General features: G+C 64.9%; 16 protein-coding genes. 9 read left to right on the forward strand and 7 right to left on the reverse strand.

The window, feature by feature from the left end:
* Positions 1 to 20: 20 nt before the first annotated feature.
* A complete protein-coding gene (locus RT614_RS17070; RefSeq protein ID WP_313623313.1) occupies positions 21 to 1,913 on the reverse strand; it encodes an autotransporter assembly complex protein TamA in 1,893 nt (630 codons plus the stop codon).
* Positions 1,914 to 1,916: 3 nt separating this feature from the next.
* Positions 1,917 to 3,005, reverse strand: coding sequence for an iron-sulfur cluster carrier protein ApbC (gene apbC / locus RT614_RS17075; RefSeq protein ID WP_313623314.1), 1,089 nt, complete (start codon positions 3,003 to 3,005; stop codon positions 1,917 to 1,919).
* A 101-nt stretch (positions 3,006 to 3,106) separates the two neighbouring features.
* Between apbC and RT614_RS17080 the strand changes: the two genes are divergently transcribed.
* Together RT614_RS17080 and metG are read left to right on the forward strand one after the other, a co-directional pair.
* Complete coding sequence (locus tag RT614_RS17080; RefSeq protein WP_313623315.1) at positions 3,107 to 3,382, forward strand: hypothetical protein; 276 nt, start codon at positions 3,107 to 3,109, stop codon at positions 3,380 to 3,382.
* Positions 3,383 to 3,591: 209 nt separating this feature from the next.
* The gene (gene metG, locus RT614_RS17085) at positions 3,592 to 5,658 is read left to right on the forward strand and encodes a methionine--tRNA ligase (RefSeq protein WP_313623316.1); all 2,067 of its coding nucleotides are present in this window, start codon (positions 3,592 to 3,594) and stop codon (positions 5,656 to 5,658) included.
* A 65-nt stretch (positions 5,659 to 5,723) separates the two neighbouring features.
* Here the strand turns inward: metG and RT614_RS17090 are convergent, their stop codons facing one another.
* The 3 genes from RT614_RS17090 to RT614_RS17100 form a co-directional block, all read right to left on the reverse strand.
* Positions 5,724 to 6,461, reverse strand: coding sequence for a sulfurtransferase (locus RT614_RS17090; RefSeq protein ID WP_313623317.1), 738 nt, complete (start codon positions 6,459 to 6,461; stop codon positions 5,724 to 5,726).
* Positions 6,462 to 6,546: 85 nt separating this feature from the next.
* Positions 6,547 to 7,344: a DUF4377 domain-containing protein gene (locus RT614_RS17095; protein WP_409558488.1), complete on the reverse strand. Its 798-nt coding sequence runs from the start codon at positions 7,342 to 7,344 to the stop codon at positions 6,547 to 6,549.
* Positions 7,345 to 7,377: 33 nt separating this feature from the next.
* Positions 7,378 to 7,908 carry an META domain-containing protein gene (locus RT614_RS17100; protein ID WP_313623318.1) on the reverse strand — a complete coding sequence of 177 codons (531 nt, stop codon included), beginning with the start codon at positions 7,906 to 7,908 and terminating at the stop codon, positions 7,378 to 7,380.
* A 304-nt stretch (positions 7,909 to 8,212) separates the two neighbouring features.
* Here RT614_RS17100 and RT614_RS17105 point away from each other — a divergent pair, with 304 nt between their 5' ends.
* The gene (locus tag RT614_RS17105) at positions 8,213 to 9,370 is read left to right on the forward strand and encodes an acyltransferase (protein ID WP_313623319.1); all 1,158 of its coding nucleotides are present in this window, start codon (positions 8,213 to 8,215) and stop codon (positions 9,368 to 9,370) included.
* On the opposite strand, the gene RT614_RS17110 is transcribed toward RT614_RS17105, so the two are convergent.
* Positions 9,351 to 9,749, reverse strand: a complete 399-nt coding sequence (locus RT614_RS17110; protein ID WP_313623517.1) for a helix-turn-helix transcriptional regulator — start codon at positions 9,747 to 9,749, stop codon at positions 9,351 to 9,353. The genes RT614_RS17105 and RT614_RS17110 overlap by 20 nt on opposite strands.
* 570 nt (positions 9,750 to 10,319) lie before the next feature.
* Between RT614_RS17110 and RT614_RS17115 the strand changes: the two genes are divergently transcribed.
* Both RT614_RS17115 and kch read left to right on the forward strand, forming a co-directional pair.
* Complete coding sequence (locus tag RT614_RS17115) at positions 10,320 to 11,135, forward strand: winged helix-turn-helix domain-containing protein (RefSeq protein WP_313623320.1); 816 nt, start codon at positions 10,320 to 10,322, stop codon at positions 11,133 to 11,135.
* 392 nt (positions 11,136 to 11,527) lie between these two features.
* On the forward strand, positions 11,528 to 12,739 hold the full coding sequence (gene kch, locus RT614_RS17120) for a voltage-gated potassium channel protein (protein ID WP_313623321.1): 1,212 nt from the start codon (positions 11,528 to 11,530) through the stop codon (positions 12,737 to 12,739).
* Here the strand turns inward: kch and RT614_RS17125 are convergent.
* The gene (locus RT614_RS17125) at positions 12,716 to 14,308 is read right to left on the reverse strand and encodes an EAL domain-containing protein (RefSeq protein ID WP_313623518.1); all 1,593 of its coding nucleotides are present in this window, start codon (positions 14,306 to 14,308) and stop codon (positions 12,716 to 12,718) included. The two genes, kch and RT614_RS17125, sit on opposite strands and share 24 nt — an antisense overlap.
* Positions 14,309 to 14,605: 297 nt before the next feature.
* On the opposite strand from RT614_RS17125, the gene RT614_RS17130 reads away from it, so the two are divergent.
* Genes RT614_RS17130 through RT614_RS17145 form a run of 4 tightly spaced genes read left to right on the forward strand, consistent with a single transcriptional unit; the run spans position 14,606 to position 17,129 of the window.
* Positions 14,606 to 15,073, forward strand: a complete 468-nt coding sequence (locus tag RT614_RS17130) for a hypothetical protein (RefSeq protein ID WP_313623322.1) — start codon at positions 14,606 to 14,608, stop codon at positions 15,071 to 15,073.
* Complete coding sequence (gene phbB / locus RT614_RS17135; RefSeq protein WP_313623323.1) at positions 15,063 to 15,809, forward strand: acetoacetyl-CoA reductase; 747 nt, start codon at positions 15,063 to 15,065, stop codon at positions 15,807 to 15,809. Before RT614_RS17130 ends, phbB begins: the two co-directional genes overlap by 11 nt.
* Positions 15,810 to 15,861: 52 nt before the next feature.
* A complete protein-coding gene (locus tag RT614_RS17140; protein WP_313623324.1) occupies positions 15,862 to 16,086 on the forward strand; it encodes a hypothetical protein in 225 nt (74 codons plus the stop codon).
* Between the two features lie 17 nt (positions 16,087 to 16,103).
* The gene (locus RT614_RS17145; RefSeq protein WP_313623325.1) at positions 16,104 to 17,129 is read left to right on the forward strand and encodes an ABC transporter substrate-binding protein; all 1,026 of its coding nucleotides are present in this window, start codon (positions 16,104 to 16,106) and stop codon (positions 17,127 to 17,129) included.
* The last annotated feature ends 76 nt before the right edge of the window (positions 17,130 to 17,205 follow it).

Here is a 17,205-nt window from a genome sequence, read left to right on the forward strand (position 1 = left end):
CAGGAATTTGCGCAGGAACTTCAAAACGCGATCCCCAACGAGAAATGCAGGCGCAGGTCGCGTTGACGCTGGCCGTAGGCCACGTCGAGGAACAGCGGACCTGCGGGAGTGCGCACGCGGGCGCCCACGCCATAGCCCACGTTCATCACCATGTCGCCAAAGGATTCGGCCGCATCGCCAGCGTCGACGAACACGCCCATGCCCCAACGTTCGTCAAAATAGTGGTCGTATTCGATGCTGCCCACGAGCAGCGTGGGCGCGCCCACGACCGCGTTGTCGCGATGCACGCCAATGCTCTGGTAGCGATAGCCCCGGATGGACCGCGCGCCGCCGGTCCGGAACCCGAAGTCGTCGGGCACCTGCACATCGCCGTTGGACCAGACGCGGCCCACCTCGCCTCGTATCATCAGCACGTCCAGCTTGCCGATCGGCCACCATTTCTGGCCGCGCAACCGCAGCCGCGTATAGGGCTCGCCCGTGTCCAGCGTGACGCCGACGCCGCCACCCACTGAAATCAGGTTGCCCTCGCGCGGGTCGTATTTGTTGTCGACGTCCCGGCGGAGCCATTCCGCCGTCGCGGTCAGCGTGGGCAGCGTGTAGCTGTCGCCGCCATCGATCTTTACGTGATCCTGCGCCAGCAGCATGCCCCAGCGCGTTTCGTATTCCACCCGGCTGTCGCCCGCGCCCTTGCGTTCCTGCGAGCGCGTCGCGCCCAACGCGTAGCGCGTCACTTCCAGACCCTGAATGTCCGATCGGTCGGCCAGTATCCCGACGGAATCGCGGTAGCCGCGCTCGGTCGGGGGCAACAGAATGTCCATGAAGGCGCGCTGGCGCAGCCGATCGACACCGAAACCCGTTTCCATCGTGACCGGCTGGCCGAACACGACGTTCTGGCGATACAGCGATTCCACCCGCACACCGGCCTCGTCGTCCACGCCGATCGACGCGGAAAAGCGCTTGGGCGGCGCTTCGACCACGCGGACCTGCACCGGCAAGGTCACTTCCCCGTCGGAGTCGAACTGGGCGGGCGGCGGCGGCATGCCGCCCGACACCGTGGGGTCGCCCGCTGGCGCGGATGCTGCGGCCTCTTCGGAGCCCGGCCCTCGGGCCCGGTCAGAAATGGGATCCGTGGGCTGGGCGGTCTCGCCAGGCTCCTGCAACGACACGAACGCGCCGCGGAAGAACGCGGTGGACTGCAGATCCTGCTGCCACTGGTCCAGGCGGTTCTGGTCGAACGCCGCACCTACGTTGTAGCGGACATAGCGATTGATCAGCTTTTCGGGCACGCGCTTCAAACCCGTCGTGTTCAGTTCGCCCATGCGGACCTGCGGCCCACTGTCGATCGAAACGTGCAGGTGAGCCGCCGCATTGTCGGCGTCGATATCAGCGCGCGAAGACGTCATGCGGGCCAGCAGGAAATCGCGGGTCGACACGTCGTCCAGCAGCGTTGCCTTGGCGCGGTTCCAGTCGCTGTTGATGAACGGCTGTCCTTCCTTCAGGCGCCAGTCGTCCCGCAGCTTCTGCACGCGCTGCGCATACTCGGGACGCGTGATGCGGCCCGCGAATTCCAGGTTTACGGACTCGACGGTCGTGCGCTTGCCGGGCACGATCGCGATGTCCCAGGTCTCGCCGCCGATATCGCTGCCGGCTTCCAGCGTGACCTTGGGCGAAAAATAGCCCTGGGTGGCCAGTGCGGCCAGCGTCGCGTCGCGCGCGCGCCGGCGCAGGCGGTTGATTTCACCGCCGTCCTGGTCTTCGGCCAGGCGCGCGATCGCGTCAACCGCCTGGGTGATCGCCTGGAGCGCGGCCGGGGGCACGCCCCCCGGGTCCACAATGACTTCCGGGCGCTTGGCCAATGCCTCGCCCGCCATCACACACAGTCCTGCCAAGAAGGCTCGGGCAGCCCACCGCATACTTCAGGTCGGTTGCTGTACGACGATGGAGGGGAACTTTCCGGCCATGTCGCGCGGAAGCGCCGCAATGCCCGCGGCCAGCTTTTTTGCGATAGCGCGATACAGCGACGCGGCTTCGCTGCCCGGGTCCGCCACGACCGTCGGCGTGCCGGCGTCGGTTTGCTCGCGGATGGCGAGCGTCAGCGGCAGGCTGCCGAGCCATGGCGTCTGGTATTGCTCGGCCATGCGCTGGCCGCCCCCTTCGCCAAAGATGTGCTCGGCGTGTCCGCATTGCGAGCAGATGTGGATGGCCATGTTCTCGACCACGCCGAGGATCGGCACTTCCACCTTCTGGAACATGCGCAGGCCCTTGCGCGCATCCAGCAGCGCCACGTCCTGCGGAGTGGTGACGATGACCGCGCCTACGACCGGCACCTTTTGGGCCAGCGTCAGGGCCACGTCGCCCGTGCCCGGCGGCATGTCGACGATGAGGTAATCCAGGTCGCGCCAGTTGGTCTGGCGCAGCAACTGTTCGAGCGCCTGCGTGACCATCGGGCCACGCCAGATGGCGGGCGAATCGGCATCGATCAGAAAGCCGATGGAATTGGCCTGCAGGCGATGGCCCGTCAGGGGCTCCATGCTCTTGTTGTCCAGGCTTTCCGGCCGGCCCGAGATACCGAGCATCGTGGGAACGCTGGGACCGTAGATGTCCGCGTCCAGCACGCCGACATTGGCGCCCTCGGCCGCCAGGGCCAACGCCAGGTTCACGGCGGTGGTGCTCTTGCCCACCCCACCCTTGCCGGAAGCCACCGCAATAATGTTGCGCACGTTCGGCAGGGGCTTCAGGCCTTTCTGCACCGCATGCGCCGCGACCCGCCACGTGACCGTAACCTGCGCGTCGGGCGCACCCGCCTGAGCGAGCGCCTGCACCGCGATGTCGCGGACCTGGTCGCGGACCGAGTCAGCGGGATAACCCAGCTCCAGGGTCAGGGCCACACGGCCGCCAGCCATCTGAATGTCACGATCTTTTACAGAAACACCCAAATCCAAACCGGTATTCGGGTCTTGCGCGGCGCGCAATGCGGCGCGGATGTGTTCTATCGTTATACTCATGTCACTATGGTTCCGTAGGCAGCGCGGCGTCTGCGGGCCGCCATCCCCTAAAGGATAGCGGATACACGGGAACCTTTCGCTGCGTTTTGCATCCGACATTCATGACCAACACACTTATCCGCTTCTTTCGTGCCGTCCTATTCGCCGCCCTGGCCTTGATCGGCATGGCGATGGCGCTGGTGTTCATGCTTTCGACGGCAGTCGCCGTGGCGATCCTGTACGTGGTCGCCAAGGTGCGCGGCAAACCTTTCGGCGTTCGCGCCTACTGGAGCCAGCGCCAAGGCGCCCGCCCGGGACCCTTCCAGTCCGCCAACGCTCCGTTCGCCACGCAACCGCATGGCGACGTGATCGACGTCGAGGCCCGCGAAATCCGCTGACGGCGAATTTCGTCGTGCTTGCGCCTCCGGTGGCGCAAGTGGGCCGGCGCGTGCCGCCCGCCCCCTCCACCTGCTCCAATCAACCCGCCTGATTCGCCTGGATGCGATGGGCGGGTTGCGTGCTTTCCGGGCACGCCACGGGCAAGTGCGCGCGCTTGCCCTAAAATGGCCGGCCAAATCCCTTTTCCCCTCAACCTCTGTCGACAACCATGTCTCGCACCCTTTTTGTCACCACAGCGCTGCCCTACGCCAACGGATCCTTCCACATCGGCCACATCATGGAGTACATCCAGGCCGATATCTGGGTTCGTTCGATGCGAATGGCGGGCCACACGGTGCACTTCGTGGGTGCCGACGACGCGCATGGCGCGCCGATCATGCTGAAGGCGGAAAAAGAAGGCATCACGCCGCAGGCGCTGGTCACCCGGTATGCGGCTGAACGCCCGCAATACCTGAACGGTTTCCACATCCGCTTCGATCACTGGCATTCCACGGACTCGGCTGAAAACGTCGCCCTGTCGCAGGACATCTATCGTGCGCTGAAGGCGCAGGACCTGATCGAAACGCGCTCCATCGAGCAGTTCTACGATCCGGTCAAGGGCATGTTCCTGGCCGACCGCTACATCAAGGGCGAATGCCCCAAGTGCCACGCCAAAGACCAATACGGCGATTCCTGCGAGGTCTGCGGCGCGGTGTACGCCCCGACCGAGCTGATCAATCCGTACTCGGCACTCACCGGCGCCACGCCCGTCCTCAAGTCTTCCGACCACTTCTTCTTCAAGCTGTCCGACCCGCGCTGCGTGGAATTCCTGCAGCAATGGACCACCGGGTCGAACAAGCACGGCGGCAAGCACCTGCAACCCGAAATGCTGGCCAAGACCCGCGAATGGCTGGGCGCGGAAGACGGCGAGGCCAAGCTGGGCGACTGGGACATTTCCCGTGACGCGCCCTATTTCGGCATCGAAATCCCGGACGCTCCGGGCAAGTATTTCTACGTCTGGCTGGACGCCCCGGTGGGCTACCTGGCTTCGCTGAAGTCGTACTGCGCGGTCAAGGGCATGGACTTCGACGCCCTGCTCGACCCCAACGGCGAAACCGAACAGGTGCACTTCATCGGCAAGGACATCGTGTATTTCCACGCGCTGTTCTGGCCCGCGATGCTGAAGTTCGCCGGCCGCAAGACGCCCGACGCCGTCAACGTTCACGGCTTCATCACCGTCAGCGGCGAAAAGATGTCCAAGAGCCGCGGCACCGGCATTTCGCCGCTGCGCTACCTGGAACTCGGCATGAACGCCGAATGGATGCGCTACTACATCGCCGCCAAGCTGAACGCGCGGGTCGAAGACATGGACTTCAACCCCGAAGACTTCATCGCGCGCGTCAACAGCGACCTGGTCGGCAAGTACGTCAACATCGCCAGCCGCGCCGCCAGCTTCATCACCAAGCACTTCGACGGCGTCCTGGGCTATTCGGGCGACACCAGCGCGCTGTCCGCCGAGTACGCGGAACAGGCCGAATCCATCCGCGCCGCCTTCGAGGCCCGCGAGTACAACCGCGCCATCCGCGAAATCATGGCCTACGCCGACCGCATCAACCAGGCGTTCGACACCGCGCAGCCGTGGGTGCTGGCCAAGGGCCTGGCTACGGCCGAGGACGCCCAGAAGGCCGCGCTGCAGGACATCTGCTCGCGCTCGCTGGCCGGCTTCAAGGCCCTGTCCGTGATGCTGGCTCCGGTGCTGCCGGCGCTGGCCGAACGCGTGGCCCTTGAACTGTTCGGCGCGCAGGCGCCCTTCACGTGGGCCGATGCTTCGGTGCTGCCGCAGCGCGTCGCGCCGTTCAAGCACCTGATGCAGCGCGTAGAGCCGCAGATGCTGGAAGACCTGTTCGAGCCGCCCGCCGCGCCCGTCGTGGTGCCCGGCGGCGAACCGCTGGCCGAAACCATTTCCATCGACGATTTCGCCCGCGTCGACCTGCGCATTGCGCAGATCGTCAACTGCGAGCACGTCGAAGGCTCGACCAAGCTGCTGCGCCTGACGCTGGACGTGGGCGAAGGCCGCCACCGCAACGTGTTCTCGGGTATCAAGTCGGCCTACAAGCCGGAAGACCTGGTGGGCAAGCTGACGGTCATGGTGGCCAACCTGGCCCCGCGCAAGATGAAGTTCGGCGTATCCGAAGGGATGGTGCTGGCCGCCAGCCATGCGGACGAAGCCGTCGACGCCGGCATCTACGTGCTGGAGCCGTTCCCGGGCGCCAAGCCCGGCATGCGCGTGCGCTGATCGGCGCGACCGCCCATCAAAAGAGCCCGCAGCGCGGGCTCTTTTTTTTGCCTTCCGCCTGCGGTTCAGGCGTTGCTGGGCGCCAGCGCCGGATCCAGCGAGATGCGTTCGTCGAACACGAAGCACTTGCCTTCGTAGCCCGGGCCGCCGGTTTCCTCGAAGTATTTGAGGATGCCGCCGTCAAGCTGGTAGACGTTTTCGATGCCGGCCTCGTTCATATAGATGGCGGCCTTCTCGCAGCGGATGCCGCCGGTGCAGAAGCTGACCACCGTCTTGCCTTCGAGTTGCGCGCGATTGGCGTTCACCGCGGCGGGAAATTGCGTGAAGCGATCGATGCGCCAGTCGATGGCGTTCCTGAACGTGCCCTCGTCCACCTCGAACGCATTGCGCGTATCCAGCATGACCACGGGCCGGCCTTCATCGTCCACGCCCTGTTCCAGCCAGCGGGCCAGCGTCTGCGCATCGACGCCCGGCGCGCGTCCCGCAGCGGGACGGATGGTCGGATGATCCATCCGGATGATCTCGCGCTTGATCTTGACCAGCAATTTGCGGAACGGCACGTCGCCACTGTGGCTGAACTTGACCTCGAGGTCGGCGAAACGCGCGTCGGCGCGCAGATCACGCAAAAAGGCATCAATCCCGTCGGCGGAGCCGGCCAGGAAAAGATTGATGCCTTCTTCCGCCAACAGGATGGTGCCCTTGAGCGCGGCGTCGCCGGCCTGGCCAAGCAGGTGGGCGCGCAGGCCCGGCAGGTCATCCAGCGGAACGAATTTGTAGGCGGCGATATTGACGACGGAAGTCATGGCAAAGCGGTGAAAAGCGGGCGGCGAAGCCCGTAATCATAATCGCTGGGCGGTTCCCTCCGCCCGCGCCCGCCGCCAAGCCCCGTCAGCGGCTGACGACGACCTGTTCAACCACGGCATCCAGCACCCACTGCAAGGCGGAGGCGTCCACCGGCGAATTCGGATCGTGAATCTCGACCACCCGCAGCCGGTAGCGCACGCCCGGCTGGAAGTTGAAGCCCGTGATTTCGCCGTGCCAGAGCTGCCAGGGCTGAGAGGCGCTGTCCCGCACCTGGTAGCACATGCCGTGTCCCGCGCTGGCGCCGCAGGGCACGCGCTCGGAGTTCACGTAAACCAGCTTGGCGGCGCCCATCTGCCCCCCCGCCACCGGGTCGACGCGGCGGCCGAAGTCCAGCGTGTCGCCCGTGCTGAGCTTCCAGGTCATGCGCTGCGGGTTGTTGGTGTTGTCCAGCGAACTGGCGGTGATGCGCGTGAGGCCCGCCAGGAAGTCCTGTTCAAGTCGTGCGGCCTGTGGTGCGCACGCCATTCGGGTGGCCACGGGATCGGAACGGACGATCAGCAAGCCATTGGCGACGGTGTACGGTGCGTTGAAGCTGTTGCACCCCGCAAAGCCCATCATGCGCGGCGATCCTTGGTCATGGATGAAGGCCACGGTAATGGGGCGCGACGTGGACGAGGGATGCGGCACGGGCCGCAGGGCGCCGCCTGGCAGCGTCCAGCGCGCCAGGTCCCAGTTGGTCTGCACCAGCATGTCCGACGCGGACGTGGGGTGAAAGCGCGGGTCCTGACCGTCGGCCGCACGCATGGGCGGGGACGAGCAGGCCGCCAGGCCGATGGCCAGCAGGCAAGGCGCCAGCCGGCGCACCAATGCGGAAAGGGGCATGCGGGTCTCTTGGCTGATCTGCGGCGCCGGGCCTCAGGGCGTCGGCGGATCCTGGCGGCGCTCGAACTCCAGCACTTCGCCGCCGCGCAGATTGAAGGTCAGGTGCCGCGGCGCGCCTCCGCTATCCAGCGTGAAGGTGTCGATGGCGCCCAATGCACGCAGGTAGTCGGCTTCGAGCTTCGCGCGTTCAGGCGGCACGCAGGCCATGCGCGTCGTGGCGGGTGCTGCGATGAACAGCTTGCCGCGTTCCAATTTGTATGTGCCCATGTACCGGTTGCAGCCTGAAAAACCGTTTACCTGGTATTGCTTGCCTTGGGCCAGGAAAGTCAGCCGTATGGGCTCGCCATTGTCGCCATGGGGAATGTCGCGCTGCGCGCCGCCGGCTTGCGTCCAGCGGACAAGTTCCCAGCTGGTTTGCGCAAGCGAATCCTTGCTGGTCGCCGCGCTGGCGGCGGCGGCGCCTTCGGGTTTGGCGCCTCCCATGGTCCCGGCGCAACCCGCCAAGGCTGCGGTCAACAGCCCCAGGCACAGCAACCGGCTCTGCGTGGACAGGAAAGTAGGCATGAACAGGACTCCAAGGTAGTTCATATCCTCGACTGTAACCGGCCTGCGCCGCCACCGCGATTTCTCCGTCCTCCAGCCGTATCCGAAAGCAGCATTGGATGACAAGCGGTTGTAGCTCCCCTGGCGCCGCAGCCTGCATCGAATGCCGCATGGCGGGCGCCGTCGGCGGCGCGCAGAATCAACGACAGTCGATGACTCCGGCCGGCTGCAAATTACAGGGAAAGAGGAACGGAGCACACGGCGACCGCTAGCGCAGGTGACCGGCCCATGGGGCCGCAAAACAATATCAACGGGGAGATGCGCGATGGGCTTTCTGAGAACCTTACTGGCCCTATCGGTGGTGCTCGACCACCTGGGCGGCGGCTATGGCGATCACCTGGTGGGCGGCCGCCTGGCGGTGCAGCTCTTCTATGTGATCTCCGGCTTTCTGATTTCCTATGTGCTGACCGCGACGGATCATTATCAGGGCGCGGTGGGCAAGTTCTACGCGAACCGCGCCCTGCGGCTGTTTCCGATCTATCTTGCCGTGGCGGCCCTGACGTTGACCGCGCACATCGTAAGCGGCGGCTCCTTCTTCCGCATCTACGCGTCCCTGCCCTTCAGCGCCGAACTGTTCCTGGTGATCTCCAACATCATCATCTTCGGCCAGGACTGGCTGATGTTCTTCGGCATCCGCGATTCCGCGCTGGCGTTCACGGGCAGCTTCGCGAACAGCGATGTGCCGCTCTACAAGGGCCTGCTGGTGCCCCAAGCCTGGACGCTCGGCGTGGAAATGAGCTTCTATCTGGTTGCGCCTTTTGTATTGCGCTCGCCGCGCCGCCTGCTTGCCTTGCTGGCCGCCTCGCTGGTCTTGCGCGCCGTGCTGATCGCAACCGGCATCGGCCGCTCCGATCCCTGGACCTACCGCTTCTTCCCGACGGAGCTGGCGCTGTTCCTGATTGGCTCGCTGTCGCATCAGGTGCTGTTGCCGCGCATGAAGGCGTGGACGCAGCGCGTGAAGCGCCTGCCCGAATTGGGCACGGGCATCCTGTTCCTCTACGTCCTGGTGCATTTCTCGGTCGGCATCAATCCCACGGTGCGCGATGGACTGGCGGTATTGCTGTTCGCCGCGCTGTTGCCGCTGGCTTTCCTGTTCCAGTCGCGGCATCGCCTGGACAAGGCGATCGGCGAATTGAGCTACCCGCTCTATATCTGCCACATGCTGGTGATCATGGCATTCAGCTGGCTGATGCACGGCCTGCAGGAACAACAACCCATGCTCTTCGCGGCCATGGCGATTACCGGATGCATCGGAGTCTCGGCAGTGCTGAACTATCTGATCGCGGATCCGTTGGAACGCCTGCGCAGCCGGCTGCGCTCGGCCGGCGGCCGCGACACGGCGCAGCCTGCGGGCGATGCCCGTCCGCGGTCGCAGACTGCCACTCCCGCGCAGCCCATGGGGACTATTCGCCGCGTGCCTTGATGTACGCGGCCAGCACCAGCTCGATCTGCCGTTTTTCCTGCAGGCTGAGGCGAGCGTAGGCGGCGTGGGAAACCGTCTCGAAGGGCCATGCTGGCGGTTCGGGCAGATCGCCGAGGCCGCTCAACGCATCGCTGCCCTGTCCGGCATCCACCATCGGCCCTTCGCCGGTGCTGAGCCACAGCGGGTTGACGCGCAGCGCGCGCGTCAGCTTGATGAGCGCATCGCTGGAGGGCTGCTGGCGCTGCCCGCTTTCGTAGTTGCCAATGGCGCTTTGCGACAGATTGCTTGCGACCGCCAAATCTTTTTGAGTCCATCCCTGCAGCATTCTTGCGTTTCGCAGGCGATGGCTAAACGTGTCCAATCGATCAACCCGAGACATTATTTGAATGGTTTTTTTGATTAAAGCATTTCGATTCTGCAGCCAAACAATGGGATTACACCCCAATTTCCGGGCTAATCCATAATTCGTTGCAGTGCCCCCTCGGCCGCTGGCGCGGCTTGTCGGCGCCGCCCGCCTTGCAACGCAAACCGATCAAAAACCTCATATCTATCATCAGCTTGCGCAAATCAGAGAGCGCGAGTCGGCACAGAGCACGCGCCCCGCGCGCGCGCTCTTGGCCAAAAAAGGCCGGACGAGTTTAGGGGCAATGCGGCGGACGAAAGGGAAAAGAAACGGAAAATAATGTATCGGTAATACATGTTCACGGGGTGTTCAAACGCTGAAATAAACAGCGTTTTAATGCGCTTATGAATGTTTCTACCCGGATGACTGTTACCAGTCGAAACCATAGATACGTATCTTCACAAAAAAACACGCCCGTGTTTAAATGAAACACGGGCGTGACTTTGAGTCGAAAAGCGCCCCCAGCGGCCGGCAACGCGAGGCTTTGCCAGAGGCCGTGGTCTATTCGCGGCGCCGCCCATTCGCGTCGCCTCATTGGAAGCATCAATGAACAACACGCTGGATGTCATTTTTCTTGGCAGTGACAATGCCAGGCATGCCAGATTGGTGGAAGCGCTCTCCCATTTGGGATTCAACGTCCGCCGCTGCCACGATCTTGTCGATGTCTACGACAGGTACTCCCGCCGGCCCAGCCCGCTGGTGGTGCTGGAAGCCCCTCTCACCGACGTACACAACGCCGCCGTGCGCTTGCGAGCCGTGGATCGCAGCCTCGGCATCGTCGCCATTGCCGAATTTGCCGATTCCGAAAGCCGTATCCGCACGCTGCTTTGCGGGGCGGACGCCTGCCTGCCGCCGGAAGTGACGGGGCTGGAACTGGCCGCAGTGTTGCAGGCCCTGGTGCGGCGCGCAGTTGGCCTGGACGGCATGGACGCGGCCTCGGACGCCCAGCCGGCGGAAGAACCGGCCCAGGCCGGGTGGCGATTGGCAAACAAAGGCTGGACGCTCATCAGCCCGCGGGGCCGGACATTGGGATTGACCACCGGCGAGCGCGACTTCCTGTCGCGCCTGGTCAAGGCGCCCGACCGCAAGGTCAGCCGCGATGCGTTCCTGGCCGACGGCGCCGACGATGCCGACAGCGGCATCACCCGCCGCCGCTTCGTGGACGTCATGATCAGCCGGCTGCGCCGCAAGGCCACGGCCAACCAGATGACGCTGCCCATCCGCGCCGTGCACGGATGGGGCTACATGTTTGCAGCAGACATCACGCTGGATCTGGAATATCGGGTAACGGGCCAGGAAGGCCGCGCCGACGGGCATCAAGCCTGGCGCAGCGAAGCGGCGGACGCGAGCGCGTCCGTTTAGCGACAAGCCCGGCACGTGGCGGCCGGGCGAAAAAAACGCGGCGCTGCCCCCGAAGGGTAAGACGCCGCGCTAAAACAACACGTGAACCTGGAGTCATCGGCCGGCACCGATGCCTTCTACCTGGATCACGCGATTCCAACATTCGTGCCTCATACTACTCACGCACGGTCCGACCGTGAACCCGCGCCCGGTCTCTAGTCCTTGCGCAGGCTGCAACGTGATCAACGCCTGGCAATGCGCCCACCGAACTGCTGGCGGCTTTACTGCCATATCAGCGGCGTTCCTTCCGGATAGCCGCCTGATGAGGAAAGTTTAGGACCTTGGCCGGGTTTCCAGTAATTCTTTGTTGATAGTCTTCCATACCTATTTGATATAGGAAGCTCCTGCGTCCCATGCCTCTGCCCCAGCCCACCCTGCGTCATCGGCTCCGCAAGCTGCTTGCGCTGTTCCCCCCGAATTGGTGCCTCGCCATCCTGGTTGCCCTGGATGGCTACGCCTTCATGCACCCCGTGATGCGCGAGGTGCGGGCGCGCGAGTATTCGTTCTGGCTGGCGCTGGACAACTGGCGCGACATCATGAACGTGGTTGGTCTGTTGGAAATACCGCGGCTGGTGCTCGGGGTCGGCCTGCAAGTCATTGCGTTGGGGCTGATCCTGAAAGCCCGGATCGCATGGGCTTTTTCACTGGTGCTGCTGATCGGCATCGGCACCTTCGCCATCCTGGGCGACGGGGGCCGCGCCGGGCTGGGCGTCTATACATTGATTCTGGTGATCGCCCTGGTGGTCTACTGGCGACGCTTCGACCGCGCCAGCGTGACGGCCGGGTCGCTGTTCGCGTTGGTCAGCGTGCTGTCGTTGATGATCTACGCAGTCTTCGGGGCGCTATACCTGGGCGCTGAGTTCAACCCGCCGATCCTGGACGCCGGCACCGCGCTTTATTTCTCGATCGTGTCCATGTCCACGGTCGGTTACGGCGACATCACGCCGCACAGCGGCACGGCGCGGCTCTTCACGGCGTCGATTATCATCCTTGGCATTACCGTGTTCGCCACGTCCATCAGCGCGATCGCCGGGCCGGTGATCGGCGGCAACCTGAAACGCATCGTCAAAGGCAGGTTTTCTTCCGCCATGAGAAAGAACCACATCATCGTCGCCGGGGCGACACCTCTTGCCTTGAGTGTCTATCAGGGGCTGCGCAGCCGCAACGAAGAAGTCACCGTCATCGTGCCGACCGGCATGGCGCACGACTATCCGGCGGCCACCGATCTCATCGAAGGCGATCCCTCCAGCGTCGACGTGCTGCACGCGGCCGGCGTGACGCGTGCGCGCTACGTGCTGGCGTTGCGCGACGACGACGCCGAAAACGCATTCATCGTGCTGGCGACGAAAGAAGCCGTCGGCTCGGCCGACACCAAGACCGTGGCGCTGGTCAACACCAGCAAGCACCTTGAAAAAATCCGGCGCGTGCAGCCCGATCTGGTGTTCTCGGTGCAATTGCTGGGCGCAGAATTGCTGACGCGCGCGATCAACGGCGAACCCATGGACAGCCAGGCGATCACTGACCTGTTCTTCGCCAAGTCCTCAACCGACGCCAAGCCGGTCTGACTCCTCTTGCGCCACGCCGGGCGGCGTATGCCCGGCATACCAAAGCAGAAAGTCGGCAGACGGCATGGGCCGGGCAAACAGATACCCCTGGATGAATGCCACGCCGCGCTGCGTCAGGTAGCGGAACTGCAATTCGGTTTCAACGCCTTCCGCCAGCACCGACAGGCCCAGGCGATGTCCCAGCGTGATGATGACATCCAGCACCGGCGCGTCTTCTCCGGAGGATTCGATGGCATGCACGAATCCTTTGTCGATCTTCAGGTAGTCGACGGGAAAGCGCTGCAGATACGAGAGCGAGCAGTGGCCGGTGCCGAAGTCGTCGATGGCGACGCGCACGCCCTGCGCGCGCAGGGCATCGATGTTGCGCCGCGCCTGCCCGTCGTCCGTGATCAGGCTGCGTTCGGTGATTTCCAGCACCAGCACCGGTTCGCGCGCCGCGATGTTCGCGGCGAAACGCTCCACGTCGGCCTTCAGGCTGGGACACGACAGGTGCTCCGCGGCGATATTGACGCCGACGTGAAATCCCGGCGGCGTGGTCCAGTCGCGCATGTCGCGCTCGATGAGCTCGAACAGATGGCGTGTCAGCGGAATGATCATGCCCTCGGCTTCAGCCGCCGCGATGAATACATCCGGCCGCACGGAGCCCACGCCGGGCCGCTCCCATCGCATCAGCGCCTCGACGCCGCTGCACCGGCCCGTCGCATGACCGTACACCGGCTGGTAATGCACGCGGAATTCGTCCGCAAGCATTGCGCGCCGCAGTTGTTCTTTGATGGACCGGCGGCTTGCCTGAAGCCGGTACGCGCCTACGGCCAGTCCGAGTCCGAGCAGCGCGGCGGCGGGCAGGTACGTCAGCAATAGCTGCTGCCAAGCCTGAACGACAGCTTCCGGCGGCGCCATGACACGCACCGTCAACGGCGCTTTCCCGCCGTGAACGGTGGTCTGGTTGTACACGAGTTGGCCGGCCGCCGCGGCCGGCCCCTTGGATTCGCTGCGTATGGGCGCGCCATCCTCGCCCACCTGCATCTCGATCCGGTAATCGCGCAGGCTCGCGACGGCGTTCAGCAGATCCTGCACGTGACGCCCGTCGACCACCACCACGCCGCTGTGCCCCGGAACGCCGGGCCGGCCAAGCAGAATCGCGGGCCGCTCAGGCGCAAGCGGCGACCCCGCTACGGTAGAAAGCCAACGGTCCGGCGATATGTCTTGCGGCCAGCGGCGAAATTCCGAGATCAGGTAATGGGTATTGCCTACCGCGGACGAGCAGTAGATGACGTCGCCACGCACTAAAAAAAGCGATCGGAAGTACGGATTCAGCGAGCCCCAGCGCTGGAGGTCGGGCAGCGCCTCGTCGCAGGACATGGCCGTCAGCGGCGCCACCCGGTCCACCATTTGCGAGGCCTGCGCCAGGATGTGCTCGGTCTGCACCCGCACGATGCGGGCGGCGGACTCGGCTTCTTCGCGCTGATCTTCTTGCGCATGCCACCAGGTCCAGGCCACGCAGCCCAGCACCGGCAGCACCAGGGCCAGCGCGACGGGCAGGTAGCGCCATGACGGCACGCGGTCCATCAAGCCCGATGTCGGCAAAGTCCCCCCGCTGGTAGATGGTACGGATTGCTCAAGCCACCGTGGGATGGGACACCAAGCGTGGCCTGGCGTCAAGAAGCGCGTGCGTCGCGCCGCTTTCTTCGCGGCCAGGACCGCGCCGGACACGAGCATCGCCCTCGCCAGGCGGCGACGATGAAACTGGCCGTTCGGCCTTGCGCTGCGCTATTGTTGAAAAAGTCCTTCGCAGTACCCTCTGCCGGACGGCACGAGGCCCGTGTGTATTCGTTCCCCCTTATCACTCTTTTAAAAGGACGGATGATGAAGAAAACAACTGCCTCCATGCCCCAGGACCTGGCCTCCGCCAACGTCGCGTATTGCCAGCGCCTGGCTCAACTTGCCCAGGAAAGCCAGCAGCGCTGGATCGAACTGGGCCAGCGCCTGGCCAGCGACAACGCCGGCCAGTACCTCGCCGCCCTTCCCCCCCTGCAACCCACCGACAATTGGCAGCAGCTGGCCCCCGCGCTGGGTGAACTCACCCGCAAACGCTGGCAGGCTCAGCTGGAAGCCGGCCAGGCCATAACCCATGCCGCGCTGCAGGAACAGGCCACCCTGGCCGCCGGACTCGGCGCCGCCATGTGCGAATGGTTCAAGCACGCCAACAGCTCCGGGGCCAACGCCGACAACTCGCCACTGGGGCAGATGTGGTCCGCCATGTCCAATCAGATGGCGGCCGCCTGCGCGGCCATGCACGACGCCAGCCAGCCGGGAGCGCGCCATGACCGCTAAGCGCACGGCCTTGATAACCGGCGGGGCTGGCTGCCTGGGCCGCGCCATCGCCGTGGCGCTGCACGACGCAGGCCACGATGTCATCGTCACCTACCATTCCAGCGAATCGGCCACGCGGGAATGGATCAACGAAGAAGCCGCCAAGGGACGCAAGTTCGGCATGTACAAGGTGGACGTGGCGGATTTCGACTCCTGCCAGGCCCTGGCCCGCCGCCTTGAAGAGGACGGCCGCCAGATCGACATCCTGGTCAACAACGCCGGCATCACGCGCGACGCCAGCCTGCGCAAGATGTCGGCCGAGAACTGGGCCGAGGTCATGCACAGCAACCTGGATTCGATGTTCAACATGACGCAACCGCTGTGCGGACCCATGGCGGACCGGGGCTGGGGCCGCATCATCAACATCTCGTCGGTGAACGGCAGCAAGGGCGCGTTCGGGCAGACCAACTATGCCGCTTCCAAGGCGGGCATTCACGGCTTTACCAAATCGCTGGCGCTGGAAGTGGCGAAAAAGGGCGTGACCGTGAACACCGTGTCGCCGGGCTACCTGGCCACGCGCATGGTGCAGGCGGTGCCCGACGAAGTGCTCAAGGAGAAGATCCTGCCGCAGATTCCTCTGGGGCGACTGGGCGAGCCCGAAGAAATCGGCGCGCTGGTGGCGTTCATCTGCAGTGACGCCGCAGGCTTCATGACCGGCAGCAATGTGGCGATGAACGGCGGCCAGCACATGTACTGACCGCCAGGTGCGCGCGGGCCGGCAGGTTCGCCCGCGCCCCTTTTCCCTTGCCATGAGCCGCAACGCCGACCTGTTCCTGACCGCGCTGGCGCCCGCCATCTGGGGCAGCACCTACGTGTCGCGGCGGCGATGGCCGGCTTGGCCGGCGTGGCGCTTCTGGCTCACGCCGAAGGCGGCCCTGGACCCCGTCGGCATAGCCACCTGCCTGGGCAGCGCGCTGTCCATGGCGCTGGGCACGGTGCTCAGCCGGCCCCTGCTCCCGGATCCCGCCCGCTGAACGCCCGCTTCGAGAAGATGGGCGCCGTCCTGTCGCTGACCGGCGCCAACGCCACCGTGGGCGAGGACGTGCGTCGCGCCGTGGACCTGGCCGTGGAAAAGGTCAATGCCGACGGCGGCGTGCTGGGCAAGAAGTTCGCCGTGGTCATCGAGGATTCGGGCGGCAACCCCACCACCGCGCTGAACGCGGCGCGCAAGCTGGTCAGCGTGGACAAGGTGCCGGTGGTCATCGGCGAATACTCGTCCGGCATTTCCATTCCGCTGGGCCAATACCTGGTGAAGGAAGGCGTCACCCACATCAACATCGCCAGCACCAGCGTCAAGATCCGCGACCTGGGCGCCACGTCCTTCAACCTGATCGGCCTGGAAGACAAGGGCAACAAGTTCTCGGCAAAGGACACGTGGGACCAGGGCTATCGCAACGTGGCGATCATTGCGCCCAACAACGCCTACGGCCAGGGCGTGGCGCACGGGTACAAGGAAGAATTCGAAAAGCTGGGCGGCAAGATCGTGACCGACGTGCTGTACACCGCCGGCCAGTCGACTTATCGCCGCGAACTGCAGCAGATGTCGCGCAGCAACCCCGACGCCTACATCTACACCGCCTACGGCCAGGAATCCGCGGTCATCAACCGCGAAGCCTTCGAGCTGGGACTGCGCAAGACCCCGTGGTACGGCATCCTGCTGAGCATGTGCCTGAGCGACACGCCCGCCGACATCGCGCAGGGCCAGATCGGCATGGAAGTCGGGTCGGTGCTGGGCCCCAAGGGCCGCGAATATGCGGACGCATTCAAGGCCCGCTACAAGGAAGGCTTCAAGACGTCGTACACCGGCTACGCCTATGACGCCGTGCTGCTCACCGCCGCCGCGATGAACCAGGCCAAGTCGACCGCGCCTGCCGACGTTCAGGCCGCGCTGACGCAGCTTGGCCAGAAGGGCTACGAAGGCGTCACCGGCTTCATCAAGTTCGACGGCGACCGCCAGCGCATCGACCCGCCGTACGCCAAGCTCAAGTCCGATCAGGGCAAGATCGTGGTCCGCTGACAAGGCCTTGGCCGGGCTCGCCGCGGAGCGGGTCCGGTCTTTTTTTCCGCGGGCGGGCCGCAGGAAATTCGCGCCG

It is taken from the genome of Achromobacter sp. (genome assembly GCF_032102605.1).
Classification (GTDB): Bacteria; Pseudomonadota; Gammaproteobacteria; order Burkholderiales; family Burkholderiaceae_B; genus Achromobacter.

Excerpts from the sequence above, each read along its gene's own strand:
- RT614_RS17110 (WP_313623517.1), bottom strand. The coding sequence starts at position 9,749 with ATGTCTCGGGTTGATCGATTGGACACGTTTAGCCATCGCCTGCGAAAC.
- RT614_RS17125 (WP_313623518.1), bottom strand. The coding sequence starts at position 14,308 with ATGGACCGCGTGCCGTCATGGCGCTACCTGCCCGTCGCGCTGGCCCTG.
- phbB (WP_313623323.1), top strand. The coding sequence starts at position 15,063 with ATGACCGCTAAGCGCACGGCCTTGATAACCGGCGGGGCTGGCTGCCTG.
- RT614_RS17080 (WP_313623315.1), top strand. The coding sequence starts at position 3,107 with ATGACCAACACACTTATCCGCTTCTTTCGTGCCGTCCTATTCGCCGCC.
- RT614_RS17130 (WP_313623322.1), top strand. The coding sequence starts at position 14,606 with ATGAAGAAAACAACTGCCTCCATGCCCCAGGACCTGGCCTCCGCCAAC.
- RT614_RS17090 (WP_313623317.1), bottom strand. The coding sequence starts at position 6,461 with ATGACTTCCGTCGTCAATATCGCCGCCTACAAATTCGTTCCGCTGGAT.
- RT614_RS17095 (WP_409558488.1), bottom strand. The coding sequence starts at position 7,344 with ATGCCCCTTTCCGCATTGGTGCGCCGGCTGGCGCCTTGCCTGCTGGCC.
- RT614_RS17145 (WP_313623325.1), top strand. The coding sequence starts at position 16,104 with ATGGGCGCCGTCCTGTCGCTGACCGGCGCCAACGCCACCGTGGGCGAG.
- kch (WP_313623321.1), top strand. The coding sequence starts at position 11,528 with ATGCCTCTGCCCCAGCCCACCCTGCGTCATCGGCTCCGCAAGCTGCTT.
- apbC (WP_313623314.1), bottom strand. The coding sequence starts at position 3,005 with ATGAGTATAACGATAGAACACATCCGCGCCGCATTGCGCGCCGCGCAA.
- RT614_RS17115 (WP_313623320.1), top strand. The coding sequence starts at position 10,320 with ATGAACAACACGCTGGATGTCATTTTTCTTGGCAGTGACAATGCCAGG.
- metG (WP_313623316.1), top strand. The coding sequence starts at position 3,592 with ATGTCTCGCACCCTTTTTGTCACCACAGCGCTGCCCTACGCCAACGGA.
- RT614_RS17105 (WP_313623319.1), top strand. The coding sequence starts at position 8,213 with ATGGGCTTTCTGAGAACCTTACTGGCCCTATCGGTGGTGCTCGACCAC.
- RT614_RS17140 (WP_313623324.1), top strand. The coding sequence starts at position 15,862 with ATGAGCCGCAACGCCGACCTGTTCCTGACCGCGCTGGCGCCCGCCATC.
- RT614_RS17100 (WP_313623318.1), bottom strand. The coding sequence starts at position 7,908 with ATGCCTACTTTCCTGTCCACGCAGAGCCGGTTGCTGTGCCTGGGGCTG.
- RT614_RS17070 (WP_313623313.1), bottom strand. The coding sequence starts at position 1,913 with ATGCGGTGGGCTGCCCGAGCCTTCTTGGCAGGACTGTGTGTGATGGCG.